A 17415-nucleotide genomic window follows, 5' to 3' on the forward strand; every position below is an offset into this window, starting at 1 on the left:
TGTCGGTCATCATCGTTGTCAGCCTTCACGGCAGCTTTGTCCGTGACGAGGGAGGCGGTTTGCGGCGGCAGGTTTCCTGAAGATTAGGGGCATCTTCACCCGACGGCTGTCGGTCTTCAGATGACCACAGCGCGATGAAGTCAAACGGAGGGGGCACTTCCTGCCAGGGCTGACGCACTCGGCGATGTGCCGTTTGTTCCCAATCGAGAGAGAGGATCACACCGATACAAACCGCGATCACGAAGACCACCACGGCAACGAAGACATCGTCACTGATCGCACCAGCGTCGTAAAAACTGAAAAGTGCTATGCCTATCCCTAAAACCAGCAACGCCAGCGCTATGCTGACTTTCCAGATTTCGGCCCGCGGCGGCGGCGGTTCGGGCGTGAAGCGGCCTAAAGGTTTCATCTGAAAGTTCGCCCAAACCGTTAGACGCCTTATGGTTGTTGGTGCCTGTCCAGGGTCGATCACACGGGTCTTGCCTTGTGATCCCATCATCGGCCCGCTACCATGAAGCAAGCAAATGAATATTATTGCGCATTGAGCGCAAGGATGATGGTTTATGGATATCAATGTTGCGCGCACATTCTTGGAAGTCGTTAAAACCGGCAGTTTTGTGAACGCTGCGTCGAACCTTCACCTCACGCAGACCGCAGTCAGTGCCCGCATCCGGGTGCTTGAGGACCTGCTCGATCGGCCAGTATTCATCCGCAACAAGGCAGGTGCGAAGCTGACACCGGCGGGCGAGCAGTTTCTGCGCTTTGCAACCACCATGGTGCAGGTCTGGGATCGGGCGCGCCGCGCCGTCGCGCTCCCGCCGGGACGGGAGACCGTGGTAACGGTCGGCGCCGAGCTCAGTCTGTGGAGTCCCTTGCTGCGGCACTGGTTGCTCTGGATGCGTCGGGAATGTCCGGAAATCGCGGTAAGCACCCATATCGACACATCCGAACGCCTGATGGAGCAGGTCCAGGATGGCTCACTCGATATGGCGGTGCTCTATGCCGCGCCGAGCCGTCCGGGGATCATCGCCGAACTCTTGTTCGAGGAAAAGTTGGTCCTGGTGCGGACCACGCCAACCAGCAGCCCTCTCGCACCGGAAGATCATGTTCAGATCGATTGGGGTGAGGAGTTTGCCGGGAGCTATCACGCCGCTTTCCCGGATCAGCCTAACTCCGTCGTTTCGATCAGCTATGGTCCGCTCGCGCTCGATTATATCCTGGCGACAGGGGGTAGCGGCTATTTTCGCAAAGGCTTCATCCGCTCCTATCTCGAGGAAGGCCGCCTCGCTCTCGTCCCCGGAAGTCCTGAATTTTCGTACTCGGCCTATGTCGTCCACAGCACAAAGGCCGACCCGGGCGTGATGGACCGCATTCGTGCCGGCCTCAAGGCGGCCGCGGCGATTACAGCATGACCGTGAACGAACCATCCTCGCCCGTTTGCTACGCCAGCGAAGCCGATGACATTTACATGGGCTTTGCCGGTCGCGAGGAGATCCTCGCGGCGCTCAACGAACTGCTGGAAGCCGAACGGGCCGGCGCCCGCGTCGCGCTCGCCAGCACCAAGTCGGCGAACGATCCCGACTACGCCGAACTGATGCGATCGGTCCGTGCCGACGAAGCACGTTGGTGCGCGATGCTCTCGAGGCAGATCAGGCGATTGGGCGCAGCGCCCTCACGCAAGACCGGCGCCTTTTACAAGAAGGCGTTGGCAATCCCTGATCCGCTTGAAAGGCTCGCCTTTCTCAACCGCGGACAAGCCTGGGTGGTTCGCAAACTGGAATCTCTGACCCCTAGGGTTCGTGACGAGGCATTGCATGCCGATCTGCGCGAGATGCTCGAGAGCCATCGGGTCAACATCGATCGCGCCGCAGCGCATCTTGAAGCGGAGCATTGACCTGCGCGGAAATCCGCAGGCTGTATCATTTAGTCCATGCCGACGCCGAGCGGTGATTGGCGGTTAATCAGCCGCTTCATGGCCTCACGATCGGACAGGAGATCGGAAATCCGGTAGGTATCGAATACCGCCATCATCGCCTGCATGCCTTGCGCCAGCACGCCGGTCAGTCCACATGCGGGAGACAGCGCACACCCGGAACAATCTGCGAGTTGGAAGCCTTCCTCGGTGCGGCGGACGACCTCGCCGACGGTCATCTCATCCGCTGGTCGGGCGAGACGCATGCCGCCGGCGCGACCGCGAACGGTTTCGATGAAGCCGTCGTGCGCCAGGGCGTTGACGACCTTCATCAGGTGATTGTGGGAGACATCATAAGCCCGCGCGATTTCGCCGATCGAACACAGGCGCTCTTCGTGAAGGGCCAGGTGAATCAAGACCCGCAGTGAATAATCCGTGTAGCGTGTCAGCCGCACGCAGAACTCCCGAGAAACAATCTGCAAACACCATACCTGTATGTCACAGACATGTTAAGGCCGGGATTGCCCTCGATGCCGGCTTGCAACGATCGGCCCATGGTTGTTGGCCTGCAGCGACCTGCCTTATCGAGCAATTATTTTGATGGATCGCTGCATTAAAAGTCATTTTGTGCATGAGTGCTCGTGATGCCATCCTGATGTCCCCTTGGGCGTGAGAGGCTGATATGTACAAATACGACGAGTATGATCAGGCCATGGTCGATGCCCGGGTCGAAGAGTTTCGCGACCAGACGCGCCGTCGGATCGAAGGCCATCTCAGCGAAGACCAGTTCAAGCCTCTGCGGCTCAAGAATGGGCTCTACCTGCAACTGCACGCTTATATGCTGCGCGTAGCGGTGCCTTACGGCACGCTCAATTCGCGGCAAATGCGCAAGCTGGCGCATATCGCGCGCAAATATGACCGAGGCTACGGTCATTTCACGACACGACAGAACATCCAATATAACTGGATCAAACTGGCGGATGCGCCCGACATCCTCGCTGAGCTCGCGACGGTGGAAATGCACGCCATCCAGACGAGCGGCGAGAGCATTCGCAACCTGTCGGCGGATCATTATGCTGGAGCTGCTCCCGACGAGATATGCGATCCGCGGCCCTGGGCCGAACTGATCCGCCAGGCCACGACGTTCCATCCAGAATTCAGTTATCTGCCGCGCAAGTTCAAGATCGCAGTGATCGCCGCGCAGGAAGACCGTGCCGCGCTGCGCTGGCACGACTGTGCACTGCGCATCATCAAGAACGAGAACGGTGAGCAGGGGTTCGAGGTCTATGCTGGCGGCGGTATGGGGCGCACGCCGATTATCGCTTTCCCGATCAGGGCGTTCTGTCCGGCAGGCCAGATCTTTTCCTATATCCAGGCGATCCTGCGGGTGTGGAACCGGCATGCGCGGCGCGACAACATCCACAAGCAGAGGATGAAGATCCTTGTTCATGAACTGGGGGAAGAAGAGTTCCGCCGTCAGGTGGAGATGGAGTTCGAGCACATCCTGACGCTGGGCCGGGATTTTCCGCAGGCCGAGTATGACAGGATTGCCGCCCATTTTGACCCGCCGCCGTTCGAGACCGGGCTTTCCGAGGAGCTCGACCGCTCCGATCCCGACTTCGCGCTATGGGTCGATCGCCAGGTCGCCGCACATAAGGCGCCCGGTTATGCCATCGTCAATATCAGCCTCAAACCCGACGGGGGTATAACCGGCGACATTTCAGCCGAGCAGATGGAGCTCGTGGCCGACCTTGCCGAACGCTACAGCTTCGATGACCTGCGCTCGACGCATGTCCAGAATCTCGTGCTGCCCCATGTGCGCAAGCGGGATCTCCATGCGGTCTGGCAGGCGCTGGACGCGGCGGGGCTGGCAAGCGTCAATCTCGGCCTCGTCACGGACATCATCGCTTGTCCCGGACTCGATTATTGCAGCCTGGCCAACGCGCGTTCGATACCCGTCGCCCAACAGATCGCAGAGCGCTTTGCCGATCTCGATCGTCAGCTCGACCTCGGCGAACTCAAGATCAAGATTTCGGGCTGCATCAACGCCTGCGGTCATCACCACGCGGCCCATATCGGTATCCTTGGTGTCGATCGTAAGGGCACAGAGAACTACCAGTTGCTGCTTGGCGGGTCCGGGGCCGAGGATGTTTCGCAGGCCAAGATCACCGGGCCGGGCTTCGACGAGACCGGGATCGTCGATGCCGTCGAACGCACGATCGAACGCTATCGTGAGATTCGCGAGCCAGGTGAACGCTTTCTCGATTGCTATCGCCGCGTTGGCATGGATCCGTTCAAGGAGGCTATTTATGGGTGATCCGTTACGCTTCCGGGACGATCCGGCACCGGATGAGCCGGGAGTTTCCCTGGATGCGTTTCTCAATCAGAAGGACGCAACCTCAGTGCTTCTCGAGGCGGGCGATGATGTCCGCGCCTTGTTACCCGAACTTGGCCGCGTACGGCTCGTCGAGATCGACTTTCCGCGGTTTCGCGACGGGCGTGGTTTTTCCAGCGCAAGCATATTGCGCGAGGCGGGCTACACAGGCGAAATCCGCGCGATCGGTGACGTGCTCATTGATCTCGTATTCTTTATGCGGCGTTGCGGCTTCGACAGCTTCGAGCCCGACGCCCCCTTTCATCCGGGTGCCGTCGATGCTGCGCTGAGCCGCTACCCTGACGTCTATCAGTCCGCGACAGATGGGCGAGTACCGATTTGGGCGCTGCGGCATCCCCAATTCGCCACGGAATGAAGGCAGTTCCTTCCTCTGGTTTGGACGGTAGTTCGGCACCTGGCGCGCGCACCATATATTAACCAGACCATCGTGCCTTGAATGCTGGAAGTGATGAGCGGGGTCCTTGTAAATATATCGCAACACGATATATTGGAACGAAGGGCGCGGAGGGGATGTCGATGGAGGCAGATATGCCGATGTTGCAAATCCTGGTCACGGCTGTCGGCCTGACGTTGGGCAGCTTGCTGGTCGCGATATCGCTGTCCTGTCTGGCTTGGTGGCTGGCCACCCGCGTTCATCATCCGCGCTGGGGCGCGGCTTTTCTGCTCATCATAGTCGGTGGCACCTGGCTGGCTGCGTTAGGGCAAAGTGAGTTCGTGAAGATGGCCACCGTGTTCGCTCTGGTTGGGGCAGGCCTGCTCTATCTGGTAGGCCGGGAAGAACGGGATGGAGGATCTTCGCGCGATACCAAGCCGGGCCGCTCCGCCCTCTCTAAAGGAAAGCACTGATGGCAACGCAGATCTGGATCTATCCTGCCCTCATCGCGGTTCTAGGCCAGAATAGACGGCCGAGCTTTGCTGAAATGCGCAGTTTCGTTCGACGAGCCCGACGTGAAGCCGCTGCAGCTGGGGGTTCGGACGTAGCACGCCGAGGGAAGGTGCGTCGCCTGATCGAAGCGGCTTTGAAAGCGCCAACTCCTCAGTTGATAGCGGACGAATAGGCGCTTCCTACTCTCGCTTTGCGAACGCCCCTGCGTGCTATGCTGATGCCCCGTTTGCGCGACCTGAGAGTTTTTGCGCTTAACCTGCAAAAACATTCGTTTGCGACGCAGTGCGCATTCTTTCACCCTGCTTCTATCAAACCATGAAGATAGCTGGTTGCGAGCGAGCATCGACAGGAGAGGATGCCGCATGAAGAGGTTTATGTCGGGCGACCCTGCTGCACAGGCCGTTTTTACATGGTCGCGGGCTCTATGGACGCTTCTGTTCGCTGGGCTCGCGTTTGCTCTCTATTGCCTCAGCGAATATCGCCTCCTCAGTGAGGAGCAGATTATGCTGCTGATTTTCCTCGCCGTACCGATCGCCGCATTCTTTGTGTCAGGCAAAGGGCAGGACATGTCTGATGGTTCGAATAAGACAGACCAGGGCACCAATTCGCGCGCGTCCACAAGAAAGAATTAAACGCAAAATATTTGCGTTTATCCATTAATATTTTGATTTACGGTTTAGGGTGCTGGCTCGGTTAAAGGGCTTTCTCATATCCATGGGAGGTAATGACCACGGTCGCTGTCGATCGTGACAATCCCGTTTGTCATGGTTGTCAGTGATGCTTGTTGCGTTTGCAGGCGGGAAACGCCTGCCAGCCTCTCCCTTGGTGGTTGACCCCCAGAAGCTGCTCTTTTCGCTCAGCAGCTTGCTGGCGGCAGCCGCTACGTTGGCCATAGCCTTCTCAGCCAGTTTGCCGCGCCCCTGGTGGGCTCTGTTGACGGTATACGTTACCGCTCAACCCATGGCCGGTGCCTTTCGGCCCAAGGTTCTCTACCGTCTGGGCGGCATACTAACCGGTGCCGCTGTCACGATCCTGCTCGTTCCCAACTTGCAGAACTCGCCCGAACTTCTGGTCTTGTGCCTCGCGGCCTGGACAGGTTTCTGCATCTATCTTGCGGTTCTTGATCGCACCCCGCGTGCTTTCCTGTTCCAGATGGCGGCGTTCAGCTCAGCGGTGATCAGCTTTCCCTATCTCGATGATCCGGGGAATATTTTCGAAACCACGGCCGCGCGGGTGCAGGAGATGACGGTTGCTATCCTGTGCGTGACGGCGGTTCATGCGCTGCTCCAACCCTGGAGCGCGACGCCGGCTATTCGCGCCCGTGTCCAATCTTTTTTGGGTCACGCCCGCCGCTGGACCGCAGAGGCGCTTGGCAGTCAACATACCCGTCTCGAGGACGCGCATCGCCGCGCACTGGCGGCGGACGTCACCGAACTCGGCATGATCGCGGTCCATTTGCCGTTCGATCAGCGCTGGGCTCCCGCGACCCGGCGACGGGTTACGGCCTTGCAACAGCAGCTCGCCACCGTCCTGCCACTTGCCTCGGCTGCGGCGAACCGGCTCGACCGTCTTCGCGAAGCTGGCGATCTCCCCCCGGAGCTCGAAGCTTTGCTGGCCGACGTCACCGACTGGCTGGATGATGAGCAAAGCGAGCTGCACCGGGTGGGATCGCTGGTGCGGCGGTGCGAGGCGCTGGCGGCTGCCGCTGAGGCGCGCGGCGACTGGAACGGCCTGCTGACCGCGAGCGCCTGCATCCGCATCGCCGAGTTCCTGACCGCATTGGCCGCGAGTCGAAGGCTGGCGGACAGGATCGGGTCACCGGGTCGGCCCAGCGCTAAAATTCTTGCCGCAGAATCCTTTTCGCTTGCCCGCGATCATGGCGTCGCTGCGCTCGCGGGCCTGGCGACCGCCACGGCAATCGGGCTCTATTGCGCCGTCTGGATCCTGCTCGCCTGGCCTAATGGATCGGCGACCGCGGCCTTTGCCGCGCTCATTACCTGTTCTTTTGCCGCACAGGACGATCCCGCGCCGGTGATCGGTCGCTATCTCGTGGCGACGCTCAAGACCTTTCCGTTGGCGGCCCTCTATCTTTTCGTGATCCTGCCCCGGGTCGATGGCTATGAAATGCTGATCGTCACCCTGGCGCCAGCCTTGCTGTGGATGGGCTATATCCAGGCCGATCCCGCACGTTCGCCGCAGGCATTGCCGATGTTCTCCTGCTTCATCGTCGCCATGGGCTTTCTCGCGCGTTTTCAGGCGGATTTTGCACTGTTCATCAACACGGGGTTGGCCCAGCTGGGTGGAATTGTAGCGACGCTTGCCGTCACCCGCATGTTCCGATCGGCCAATGTCCTGTGGACCGCCCGGCGTATCCTGCGCGCGAACTGGGGTGAACTGGCCCTACTTGCGGACATTCGTCGGCCGTTCCGTCCGGACCGCTGGACGGCAAGAGCGGTCGATCGGCTCGGGCAGGTGGCTGCACGCATGGCGGTGGCACCCGCCGGCGATAGACTCCGTGCCGCTGACGGTCTGGCGGACCTCAGGATCGGCCGCAACATCATTCCGATCCGCCGGGCGCTGTCTCATGTCCCGCATAACGTGCGGCACCGCCTGGGCGCGGTACTTGCCGTGCTGGCGGTGTTTTATGGGGATCGCTGGCGCCATGGCCATGCGGATGCTCCGCCGCCCGGCTTGCTCGATCCGATCGACCGGGCCTTGGAAGCGCTTCTCAGCCTGCCGCTCGATGAGCATCGCCGGCCTGCCTTGCGGGCGCTGGTAGGGATGCGCTGCAATCTCTTCCCGACTGCCGCTGCGCCCCATATCGTTTCATCAAGAGCTGGGGAAAGCGCATGATCGAGGAGATCAATGTGCTCGGCGTTTATATGCCGGCGGCGCTCGCCTGGGGCGTGCTGGCCGCGGTGCTCGTCTATATTGTGCGCGGGCTCCTGCAGCGCCTGCCGGGCTATCGACTGCTCTGGCACCCAAGCCTGCTCGAGCTCGCTCTCTTCATTCTGCTGTGGTGGGGCCTGAGCGCGCTCGCCGATAGTTTCCTCTACCGATGGGTCGCGTCTTGACATGTTGCACCGACAAAATCTCCTGCGATCGCTCGCCACGCTCCTCGTCATACTCGTAGTTCTGGGGGGGATATATGCACTGTGGCTGCGCTATCAGGTCGAGCCGGTCACGCGCGATGGCAAGGTGCGCGCGGACATGGTGCCGGTGGCCGCCGATGTCAGTGGGCTCGTCACCGAGGTGAAGGTCGCCGACAATCAGAAGGTCCGAAAGGGCGAGATACTCTTCATCATCGACCGTCCGCGCTACCGGCTTGCGCTGGAACAGGCCGAGGCCAACGTGGCAAGCCAGCGCACCGCGCTCGCGCAAGCTGTCCGTGAGGATCGGCGCAACCGGGCCATGCCCGAAGTGATCGCTGCTGAAGTGATCGAACAAGGCACGGCGCGGGTCGAAGGACTGCGGGCGACGATTGGTCAGGCGGTGGCAGCGCGCGACCTGGCTCGCTTCAATCTGGAACGAACCATCGTGCGTGCACCGGTGGACGGGACCGTGTCCAACATGTCGCTCCAGCCCGGGGTCTATCTGACGGCCGGCAAAGCCGCGTTAGCGCTCGTCTATGACCACTCGCTCCGGGTGGAAGGTTATTTTGAGGAAACAAAATTGCCGGCGATCCGCGTCGGCGACCGTGCAAGCATCTACCTGATGGGCGTTGCTGACGAGATCGAGGGGCATGTTCAGAGCATTGCGGGCGGTGTCGAGGATCGCGAGCGGGCCGGAACCGACGGGCAACTGGCTAATGTAAACCCGTCCTTCACCTGGGTTCGCCTCGCGCAGCGCATTCCCGTGCGTGTCACGATTGATAGAATACCGCCTAATGTACGGATGATTCCGGGCCAGACGGCCACGGTTGTCGTTCATCCGCGCGATGATGGGCGCAGAGTACACCGGAGCCTGCCATGGTAAGGCGCGCGCTGGTGCTGGCGGCTGCAGCCGCGCTGGGCGGCTGCACGGTGGTCGGACCCGATTATCATGTGCCTGACGCCGCGATGGTGAAGGCACCTGCGGCGCAAGGCGCGTTTCAGTCGATAGGCGCGGCCACGACGCAGGAACCGCTGCCCGATCATTGGTGGCGGCTCTACGAGAACCCGACCCTCGACCGGCTGATCGAACAGGCATTCGCCGCCAATACGGATCTGCGAGTGGCCGAGGCCAATCTCGAACGCAGTCTGGCCTTGCTCGACCAGCGCAATGCGGGCCGGGAAATTCAGGGCAGCGCGAACGCCGAAACAAGCTGGGCCCAGCGCTCGGCGGAAGCCGAGTTGAGCCATGTAAAGCCGCCGACGCGGCAAATCTACAATATGGGCATCGGGGCCAGCTATGATCTCGATCTGTTCGGCGGAATAAAGCGCGGGATCGAGGCAGCAAGTGCCGATGCCGACGCTGCCGTGGCGGCGCGCGATCTGGTGCGTGTGACCGTCGCGGCCGAGACGGCGCGCGCCTATGCCGACATCTGTAACGCGGGCTATCAGCGCGATGTGTTGGGTCGTGCGATTGCTGTCCTAGAGCAAAGTGTTCGATTAACCCGGATCATGGTGTCGCATGGACGCGCGGCACCCTATGAACTGGACCGGCGACAAGCGTTGCTCGAAGCGAGCCAGGCCCGGCTCCCACAATTGGTGGCGCGCCAACGCAACGCCCTTTTCCGTGCCACAGCGCTGGCCGGTCGCATGCCGAGCGACGCGGACCCCGGCCTGTTGGCGTGCCATGCCCCGCTTGCGCTGACACGCATGATCCCCGTTGGCGACGGTGCCGCGCTGCTCAAGCGTCGGCCCGACATCCGCATGGCCGAGCGCCGGCTCGCCGCGGCGACGGCGCGGATCGGCGTCGCCACGGCGGATCTCTATCCAGACATCCGCCTGGGGGCATCGATCGGCTCCACGGGGGCTGCCGCCGATTTCCTGTCACCGCTTACCAACCGTTTTGGTCTCGGGCCGCTGATCAGTTGGACGCTCAACCGACATGCCGTTCGCGCCCGCATTGTGGCAACTGAGGCCCAAAGTCGCGGCGACCTCGCCGCGTTTGACGGCGCGGTGATCAAGGCGTTGCGAGAGGTTGAGACGGCGCTGACCAATTATCAAGCTGGGCTTGAGCAGCAGGAAAGCCTGGATCGTGCATCCGAAGATGCCATGCGAGCAGCGATGCGGATAAGTCAGTTGCGGCGTGGAGGCAAGATCGCCGCGTTGCCCGCGCTCGAGGCTGAACGTGATCGGATCGCGGCGGATCAGGCGGCGGCCGAGGCGCGCGCGGCGATCAATGACGATCAGATTACGCTGTTCCTCACACTTGGCGGAGGATGGACCAACTGAAACGCGATGTGATTTCCTCTGCCGTCAGAACCTGGGCTGCCACGTTTGCTGCTGGCGCGTGCGCGCAGCCTTCCAGGATTCGCTGACCGACGACCGCAGTACAAATTCGGTGATGCCGAACCCGGTTCCCGCTCATTTCTCCTCGACGGTGCGGTCGAGCGTGAGGCTCCCCACCTTGCCATCGTCGAGGTGGACGACCGCCGTCCAGTAAAAATTGGCTCGGTAGTAGTCATGCACCATCATCCAGTCGGAATAGACACAACGCGCGATCTCGGGATCTTGCCGATCGCCCGTGCAATGCGCGCCAGCCTCTTCAAGGACGTCGAGCGCGCTCCAGAAGGACGTGCCTGGCGGAATCTCCCGGGCAAGAGTGGTGCGTGCCTTCTCGATGTCATTGTTCCACTGATAGTCGTCTTCGAGAACGGTGAATTGCAACGACGGCTTTGCCTCGTCCTTCGCCTCGAGTTCAGACGGGATCAAAAGCAGCGCGACGAGCGCGAGAAGAGGTTTACACATATTGTGCCTTCTAGCGGGATCGAGCCAACGCAAAACCGCAAGATATTGAAGTTTTCCATCAAGAAATCTGTTGTGATGCCGCCGCGCTTCTCAGCTCTCTCGATCTCGAAAACGCAGGTCGTTTGTAAAGACTGGTGACGAGACGCTCAGGGCGTCGACGATATAAAAATGGACGAGATCGCCGTCAGCATTTGCGACGTTCCGTATGGCTTGGGAACCATGATACTTTTGGGAACACCATAAAGCGGCCATTCTGCGGCGCTATCTCCTGATGCATACACCACAGGAATATCCGGTTGCAGTTCTCGGGCGCGCCACGATACCTCCCATCCGTTGGGACCCACCCCAAGCCTCACATCGGTGACCACTCCGGCGATTTCAGGATGACGGCTATCGAGAATAGTGATGGCATCCACCCCACAGGTCGCGGCGATGACCACGTATCCGCCGAATTCTAGCATCTCCTGCAGCGTCCACAGGATAAGCCGCTCGTCCTCAACCAGCAGCAGCACCTTGGCGTCCGACATGCGACGTCCCCCCGTTCCTCCTTTTCCGATGCCGCGGCAGGAGTTTGTATCGCAATACGAACGAAAATAGGTGCGGGTTGGTTCCCCGGTCCCGTCCTTGCACGTCGTAACCGACCGATCCTAGGCCGTTCTACTGCGTGCGTGGTTGGAGTTTTGTTCCGAGATGGCGTGAGCGACCAAGTTCGGCATGGCGGTTTGCGCTGCGGGTCTTGAGCAGATCCTGGCGCGAAAGGATGCCGAGCACGCGCCTGGTTCCGGGCTCGATGATCGGAATGCGACCGATGCCGGATTCGACGATGAGATCGGCGACGACGCCGGTGGGCGTATCGGGATAGGCAACGGGCTGTGCTGCGTCCGAGATGGCGTCGATGAGCGGCGTTTGATCGTCGTCGCGCTCGCCCTGCCAGCGCAGGGCATCGGTGCGAGAGACGAGACCCAGCAATCTTCCTTGCGGGTCGGTCACCGGATAGCTGCGATGCACGGCTTTGGTTGCGAAGAAGGATACCGCCGCCTCCACGGTCATCGTGCCCGGTAGGGTCGCCGGATCGCGCGTCATGATCTGACCGGCCTGGATGAGGTCGAGCGGATCGACCGTATATTCCTGCAGGATATGCCGTCCGCGCCGCGCGATTTTCTCGGTGAGGATCGATCGCCGCATCAGCAGCACGCTGATGGCATAGGCGCCGCCCGCAGCCGCGATCGTGCATGGGATGGCGCTGAAGTGCCCGGTGAGTTCGACCGCGAAGATCGCGCCGGTCATCGGCGCACGCATCGCGCCGCTCATGATTCCCGCCATGCCGATCATGGCCCAGAACCCCGGATCGCCGGGCAGGAACTGCCCGAGCAGGAAGCCGGCTGCGCCGCCCAGGATGAGGAGCGGGGCAAGAACGCCGCCAGACGTGCCCGACCCCAGCGCGACCAACCAGACGATGGCCTTCACGACGAGGAGCGCAGCAACGACCCGGAGCGATAACGAGCCATTGAGGAGAGCCTCGATGCTCGCATAACCGGCGCCAAGCACATGTGCATCGATGAGACCACCCAGACCAACGACCACCGCACCGATCGCCGGCCACCACATCCAGTGGAATGGCAGGCGATGGAAGAGATCCTCGATACGGTAGAGGGATGTCGATAGTAGAGCGGCTTCAAGACCGACGACGAGGCCGATCCCGCCGGAAGCGAGCAGGGCCCAGCTTTCGTGCGGAGCCATCGCCGCCATTGGAAACATCGGTCCCGATCCGAGCAGAAGCGGACGCCAGGCGAAGGAAACAAGTGCTGCAACGAGGACGGGGACGAAGCTGCGCGGTTTCCACTCGAACAGGAGCACTTCGACGGCCAGCAAGATCGCCGCGAGCGGCGTACCGAAGATGGCGGTCATGCCGGCTGCCGCACCGGCCACGAGGAGCGTCTTGCGCTCGGCCGCGCTGAGATGGAAGCATTGGGCGAACAGCGAACCAATGGCCCCGCCCGTCATGATGATCGGTCCTTCCGCGCCGAAGGGTCCGCCACTGCCGATCGAGATCGCTGAGGACAGGGGTTTGAGCAGCGCCACCTTGAGCGACAGTCGGCTCTCGCCGAAGAGGATCGTTTCGATCGCCTCGGGAATGCCATGGCCGCGAATCTTGTCCGATCCGAAACGCGCCATCAGACCCACGATAAGGCTGCCGATGATCGGAATCACGACCACCAGCCAGCCCACCGATGCGTCGGTTATCACGGAGTGATCGGCGGAGAGTCGACCGAACCAGAAGAGATTGGTGGCAATCGCAATGAGTTTGACCAGCACCCATGCGCCGAAGGCACCGCCCGTCCCGACCACGACGGCCATGACCGCCAGCATGACCATGCGGCGATCGACACTATGGTCGGCGAGTTGGTGGCCTTCAACGGAACGTGGGGGTGTCAGCGACATGAATCGATATTATCCTGCAAAAGTAGCTCGAGCCCATTATATCGCATTGCGATGTATTTCAATCAGTGAGGATCAATTGAGGCAAAAGGATAAATTGCTGGGGGATGCCGACTATGTGGCGCTGGCCTCATTTCGCCACGCCATTCGCCGCTTCCAGGCGTTCAGCGAGGAAAAGGCCATCGAAGTCGGGCTGACGCCGCAACAGCACCAGGCTCTCCTCGCGATCCGGGGCTGTCCGCCGGATGAAGCCACCGTCGGCCATGTCGCTGAACGTCTGATATTAAAGCCGCATAGCGCCACGGGCCTGATCAATCGCCTCGAAGCCTTGGCGCTTATTACGCGCGAGGCGGCTGCTACCGATCGCAGGCGGGCGCTGCTACGCCTTACCCCCAAGGCTTATGCCTTGCTCGACGCCCTGTCGGCTGTCCATCGCGAGGAAATTCAGCGCTTGCGGCCGGTCTTCACCGGCATTTTCGAACAATTGGGATGAGCAAGCAGCATTTAATGCAATTATGATGCATTGAAACAGAAATAACATTCATTTGTCTTATGGTATTCTAACCGGCACAACGCGATCTGCAGAGTGAAGTTGCTTCACGACAACAGCGCCCGGAGAGGATCCTGCGAAAGCAGGCCGGAGCGCGGGAAGGGAGCCAGAAACCGAGGATAAGTGCATGACGCAGACGGAGTATGGCGATCGGTGCAGGATGTGGCCGCATCGCCGGAAGGCGGCGCAGGCGTCTCGGTTTAGCGGCTACTTCACCAGGTTAGACGCCGGCTCGCGGCCCCCCCTGCCGCAGCCGGCGTCTTTCCGAAGTTCGGTCAGGCCGGTCACTTACAAAATATTTGGGCCGCAAACTGGCCACTCAGCCGATCTGGCATCGTACTTCAAGTAACAGAGGGGCGTTGCTTCAATGACTGAACCCAAAGATCAGGCATCTCGCCTTCAGACAGTCGCCGCCGCGCACGGCGTTGCCAGCGATGTGGCCTTTGGAGCTGTCGCTCCGCCGCTTTATCTTTCGAGCACATATGAGTTTGCCGGCTACGATCAACCGCGCTCCTATGACTATGGTCGGGCGGGTAATCCCACCCGCGATCTTCTCGGGCAGGCACTGGCGAAGCTTGAAGGTGGCGCAGGCGCGGTCATCACGGCGAGCGGAATGGCCGCGCTCGATCTTCTCGTCGGGAGAATGGGGCCGGGCGATCTTATCCTCGCACCGCATGATTGCTACGGCGGTACGATGCGCCTGTTGAAGGCGCGCGCGAACCGAGGGCATTGCGTCGTCCGGTTCGTTGATCAGGGGGACGAGAGCGCCTTTGCCGCCGCGCTGGAGGACATTCCGGCACTGGTGCTTATCGAGACGCCGAGCAATCCCTTGATGCGGGTCGTCGATATCGCAGAGCTTGCCGCAAAATCGCGCTCGGCGGGGGCTGCGGTTGCCGTCGATAACACGTTTCTTTCACCGGCTATCCAGCAACCGATCGCGCTGGGCGCGGACTATGTCATCCATTCCACGACCAAATATCTCAACGGCCATTCCGACGTGATCGGCGGCGCAGTTGTCGCGGCTGATCCGGTGCAGGTCGATGATTTGCGTAATTGGGCAAATGTCGTGGGGAGCACAGGCGCGCCGTTTGATGCCTGGCTAACCTTACGGGGCCTTCGCACGCTATTTGCCCGGATGGAGCAGCAGCAGCGCAACGCGATGATCGTCGCGCAATATCTCGACCGACATACGGCGGTGTCCCAAGTCCACTATCCAGGTCTCGTCGCCCATCCCGGCCACCGGATCGCCTCACGCCAGCAGCGCGGTTTCGGGGCGATGTTGAGCTTTGAACTCGCAGGAGGGGTGGAAGCGGTTCGGCGGTTTGTCGCTGCGGTCGGCTATTTCACGCTCGCGGAATCGCTGGGTGGGATCGAGAGCCTGGTCGCGCATCCGGCGACCATGACCCATGCCGATATGGGCGAGGAGGCGCGCTCAAGAGCGGACATCAGCGACAGCCTGCTACGGCTTTCGATTGGCCTCGAAGCCGAACAAGATCTGATCGCCGGCCTCGATCAGGGATTGGCGGCATGCGCGGGATGAACGCGCGCGGCAATCCTGGAAACTTCAGGAGAGAAATGTGCCCGGTTATGTATGGCTCGTGGATTTTTTCGGACTGCTTCTTGTGCTGCTCGGTTTCAACATGGCGTTCCGGCAGGCCAGCTTCAGGCGAGCTATCGGACGCCCGAAACCGCCCGCAAGCCGGTTGCGAGCGGGAAATGAGGATGAGGATCCGCTGACCTATATTCTGCGGATCGCCGGTGTCATGATGATGGTCTTCGGTATCGCGATTGGCGGTATGCTGACCTTGTTCAATCTGGCGCGATGAGTAGTCGGGATTGAGGCTCGATGTTCTGATCGCTGCGGCCAGGATGGCTTTGGTTTAGGCGAATACGGAGCGGGCCGATGACGCATGAATATGATGATCCAATCAATCCCGAAGCGGTCGCCGCCGCCGCGCGGCGCATCGCCGAACGTCACCGCGTCGAGGATCGACCGCTTGATCTGCTTGTCGAAGAGGTCGTGCTCGAACGCTTCTGCGGCTGCGTGACGTCGGCCAATGACAGTCGCAGCGCTTCGATCCTGGCTGGCCTTAAGCTGGAAATCACGCGCCAAGTGCGTGAAGTGTTGGCAAGCGGCAAACTCATCGATGAGATCGATGAGGCTTCGATCGAATCTTTCCCGGCAAGCGATCCTCCGGCCTGGGTCGGACACAAAGCCAGGAAAGGCAGTTGATGGGCAAGATACAGATCAAGCGGATCTATGCGCCTCTCGCACCAGACGATGGCTGTCGCGTGCTTGTCGATCGGTTGTGGCCGAGAGGGGTCTCTCGCCAGGCCGCGGCTCTCGATCTGTGGCTCAAGGACATCGCACCCAGCCCGGACCTGCGAGGATGGTTCGCTCACGATCCCGCGCGTTTCGACGCCTTTCGGCAAAAATACCGTGACGAGTTGACCCACAACACTGAGGTGGTTGGGCAGCTGCTCGCCCTCGCAAAAAGGCAGGACATCACGCTTCTTTACGCAGCACGCGATCCTGTGGTGAACCATGCCGCTGTCCTGGCGGAGTTTCTTGCAGGGGTGAGGTAACGAACGTGACGTATCTGTTCGCTAAGGGCGAACGCATAGGAAACGTCATGTGGCGAGGGGCAACTGACGGCGCGAAGCGGCTGCGAGGCATCCGGATCGAGGTCAAGGCCCGTATCGACCTTGCGGGCTGGGGCAAACCGGTCACCGCGCCAATATGCCTGTTCTGGACCAAGCTGATCGTCACCGATCACTGTTCAGAAGATCTGGCTGCGGTGCCTGGCGCCTGGCGTGGCGCGATCGAGATCGACGCTTCAGGTCGCCTCGCCAGTTTCGCCTGAGCGCAGCGCCGGTCCTGAATTCACGTAGTTCCCAAGTCGTCCGCACGGACAGACGGATACCTGGCTTCGTGGCCCTGCGAACGGCGATTTCCTTATTGTGAGCATGGGTGTCCGTTTTTGTCATCCTCATCGCCGATTGTAACGGTGTGACAACCGAATCGGAGACGATAGGATGAAATGCGTAAACAGGACCGTGATCGGCCACCATATCATCGATATCGATGGCTGCCTGCGGGCGACCAATCATTCGTCTGTGTCTGCCGAGGATATTCTCGCACTCGGTGGGTTGGCGACACGCAACTTAGAGGTTTGGCTGGAAATCTATGGGGAGAGCTGGCTGCTCGGCCCTCTGGATCGCGTCGAACTCGACGCGGATACGGTCGCATTTTTCCGGACGCGCGCGGTCACACCGGTAGGCTTCGCCTTCAATCGTGCGGAGCGCACGACCATCGCTCTGGCGGCCTGAGGCGATATC

Annotated in this window: 22 protein-coding genes; 17 read left to right on the forward strand and 5 right to left on the reverse strand. The window is 60.9% G+C overall.

What is annotated here, in order from left to right:
• Positions 1-25 precede the first annotated feature (25 nt).
• Positions 26-499 carry a hypothetical protein gene (locus M529_RS49350; RefSeq protein WP_125445753.1) on the reverse strand — a complete coding sequence of 158 codons (474 nt, stop codon included), beginning with the start codon at positions 497-499 and terminating at the stop codon, positions 26-28.
• 64 nt (positions 500-563) lie between these two features.
• On the opposite strand from M529_RS49350, the gene M529_RS40090 reads away from it, so the two are divergent.
• Positions 564-1412, forward strand: a complete 849-nt coding sequence (locus M529_RS40090) for a LysR family transcriptional regulator (RefSeq protein WP_020820537.1) — start codon at positions 564-566, stop codon at positions 1410-1412.
• Positions 1409-1894 (forward strand): DUF6306 domain-containing protein, encoded by a 486-nt coding sequence (locus M529_RS40095; protein WP_020820538.1) that lies wholly within the window; start codon positions 1409-1411, stop codon positions 1892-1894. The genes M529_RS40090 and M529_RS40095 overlap by 4 nt, the downstream gene beginning before the upstream one ends.
• 29 nt (positions 1895-1923) lie before the next feature.
• Here M529_RS40095 and M529_RS0124880 read toward each other — a convergent pair whose 3' ends face one another.
• Positions 1924-2367 (reverse strand): Rrf2 family transcriptional regulator, encoded by a 444-nt coding sequence (locus M529_RS0124880; RefSeq protein ID WP_029986492.1) that lies wholly within the window; start codon positions 2365-2367, stop codon positions 1924-1926.
• A 227-nt stretch (positions 2368-2594) separates the two neighbouring features.
• Between M529_RS0124880 and M529_RS40100 the strand changes: the two genes are divergently transcribed.
• From M529_RS40100 to M529_RS40135, 8 genes are all read left to right on the forward strand, one after another.
• Positions 2595-4229, forward strand: coding sequence for a nitrite/sulfite reductase (locus M529_RS40100; RefSeq protein WP_020820541.1), 1635 nt, complete (start codon positions 2595-2597; stop codon positions 4227-4229).
• Positions 4222-4662: a DUF934 domain-containing protein gene (locus M529_RS40105; RefSeq protein ID WP_020820542.1), complete on the forward strand. Its 441-nt coding sequence runs from the start codon at positions 4222-4224 to the stop codon at positions 4660-4662. Before M529_RS40100 ends, M529_RS40105 begins: the two co-directional genes overlap by 8 nt.
• A gap of 155 nt (positions 4663-4817) precedes the next feature.
• A complete protein-coding gene (locus M529_RS40110; RefSeq protein ID WP_020820543.1) occupies positions 4818-5153 on the forward strand; it encodes an MHYT domain-containing protein in 336 nt (111 codons plus the stop codon).
• Between the two features lie 402 nt (positions 5154-5555).
• On the forward strand, positions 5556-5825 hold the full coding sequence (locus M529_RS40115) for a hypothetical protein (RefSeq protein WP_020820544.1): 270 nt from the start codon (positions 5556-5558) through the stop codon (positions 5823-5825).
• 145 nt (positions 5826-5970) lie between these two features.
• Positions 5971-8046: an FUSC family protein gene (locus M529_RS40120; RefSeq protein ID WP_025160579.1), complete on the forward strand. Its 2076-nt coding sequence runs from the start codon at positions 5971-5973 to the stop codon at positions 8044-8046.
• A complete protein-coding gene (locus tag M529_RS40125) occupies positions 8043-8267 on the forward strand; it encodes a DUF1656 domain-containing protein (protein ID WP_020820546.1) in 225 nt (74 codons plus the stop codon). Before M529_RS40120 ends, M529_RS40125 begins: the two co-directional genes overlap by 4 nt.
• Before the next feature lies 1 nt (position 8268).
• Positions 8269-9168, forward strand: a complete 900-nt coding sequence (locus tag M529_RS40130; protein WP_020820547.1) for an efflux RND transporter periplasmic adaptor subunit — start codon at positions 8269-8271, stop codon at positions 9166-9168.
• Positions 9162-10571: an efflux transporter outer membrane subunit gene (locus M529_RS40135; protein ID WP_015449302.1), complete on the forward strand. Its 1410-nt coding sequence runs from the start codon at positions 9162-9164 to the stop codon at positions 10569-10571. The genes M529_RS40130 and M529_RS40135 overlap by 7 nt, the downstream gene beginning before the upstream one ends.
• Positions 10572-10703: 132 nt before the next feature.
• Here M529_RS40135 and M529_RS0124885 read toward each other — a convergent pair whose 3' ends face one another.
• From M529_RS0124885 to M529_RS40145, 3 genes are all read right to left on the reverse strand, one after another.
• Positions 10704-11087 carry a hypothetical protein gene (locus M529_RS0124885; protein ID WP_021318859.1) on the reverse strand — a complete coding sequence of 128 codons (384 nt, stop codon included), beginning with the start codon at positions 11085-11087 and terminating at the stop codon, positions 10704-10706.
• Between the two features lie 146 nt (positions 11088-11233).
• Positions 11234-11614, reverse strand: coding sequence for a response regulator (locus M529_RS40140; RefSeq protein ID WP_021318860.1), 381 nt, complete (start codon positions 11612-11614; stop codon positions 11234-11236).
• A 130-nt stretch (positions 11615-11744) separates the two neighbouring features.
• On the reverse strand, positions 11745-13529 hold the full coding sequence (locus tag M529_RS40145) for a chloride channel protein (protein ID WP_031295149.1): 1785 nt from the start codon (positions 13527-13529) through the stop codon (positions 11745-11747).
• A gap of 94 nt (positions 13530-13623) precedes the next feature.
• On the opposite strand from M529_RS40145, the gene M529_RS40150 reads away from it, so the two are divergent.
• The 7 genes from M529_RS40150 to M529_RS40180 all read left to right on the forward strand — a co-directional run bounded on the left by M529_RS40150 (position 13624) and on the right by M529_RS40180 (position 17406).
• Positions 13624-14019, forward strand: coding sequence for a MarR family winged helix-turn-helix transcriptional regulator (locus tag M529_RS40150; protein WP_015449310.1), 396 nt, complete (start codon positions 13624-13626; stop codon positions 14017-14019).
• 424 nt (positions 14020-14443) lie between these two features.
• Complete coding sequence (metB, locus tag M529_RS40155) at positions 14444-15616, forward strand: cystathionine gamma-synthase (RefSeq protein WP_021318862.1); 1173 nt, start codon at positions 14444-14446, stop codon at positions 15614-15616.
• A gap of 37 nt (positions 15617-15653) precedes the next feature.
• Positions 15654-15902 carry a hypothetical protein gene (locus M529_RS40160; protein ID WP_015449313.1) on the forward strand — a complete coding sequence of 83 codons (249 nt, stop codon included), beginning with the start codon at positions 15654-15656 and terminating at the stop codon, positions 15900-15902.
• A gap of 77 nt (positions 15903-15979) precedes the next feature.
• Positions 15980-16309 (forward strand): hypothetical protein, encoded by a 330-nt coding sequence (locus tag M529_RS40165; RefSeq protein ID WP_021318863.1) that lies wholly within the window; start codon positions 15980-15982, stop codon positions 16307-16309.
• On the forward strand, positions 16309-16662 hold the full coding sequence (locus tag M529_RS40170; RefSeq protein ID WP_021318864.1) for a DUF488 domain-containing protein: 354 nt from the start codon (positions 16309-16311) through the stop codon (positions 16660-16662). The genes M529_RS40165 and M529_RS40170 overlap by 1 nt, the downstream gene beginning before the upstream one ends.
• A 47-nt stretch (positions 16663-16709) precedes the next feature.
• Complete coding sequence (locus M529_RS40175; RefSeq protein WP_021318865.1) at positions 16710-16940, forward strand: hypothetical protein; 231 nt, start codon at positions 16710-16712, stop codon at positions 16938-16940.
• 193 nt (positions 16941-17133) lie between these two features.
• Entirely contained in the window at positions 17134-17406 is a 273-nt protein-coding gene (locus M529_RS40180) for a hypothetical protein (protein WP_021318866.1), read from the forward strand.
• Positions 17407-17415: the final 9 nt, after the last annotated feature.

Source organism: Sphingobium ummariense RL-3 (assembly GCF_000447205.1).
Lineage (GTDB): Bacteria > Pseudomonadota > Alphaproteobacteria > Sphingomonadales > Sphingomonadaceae > Sphingobium > Sphingobium ummariense.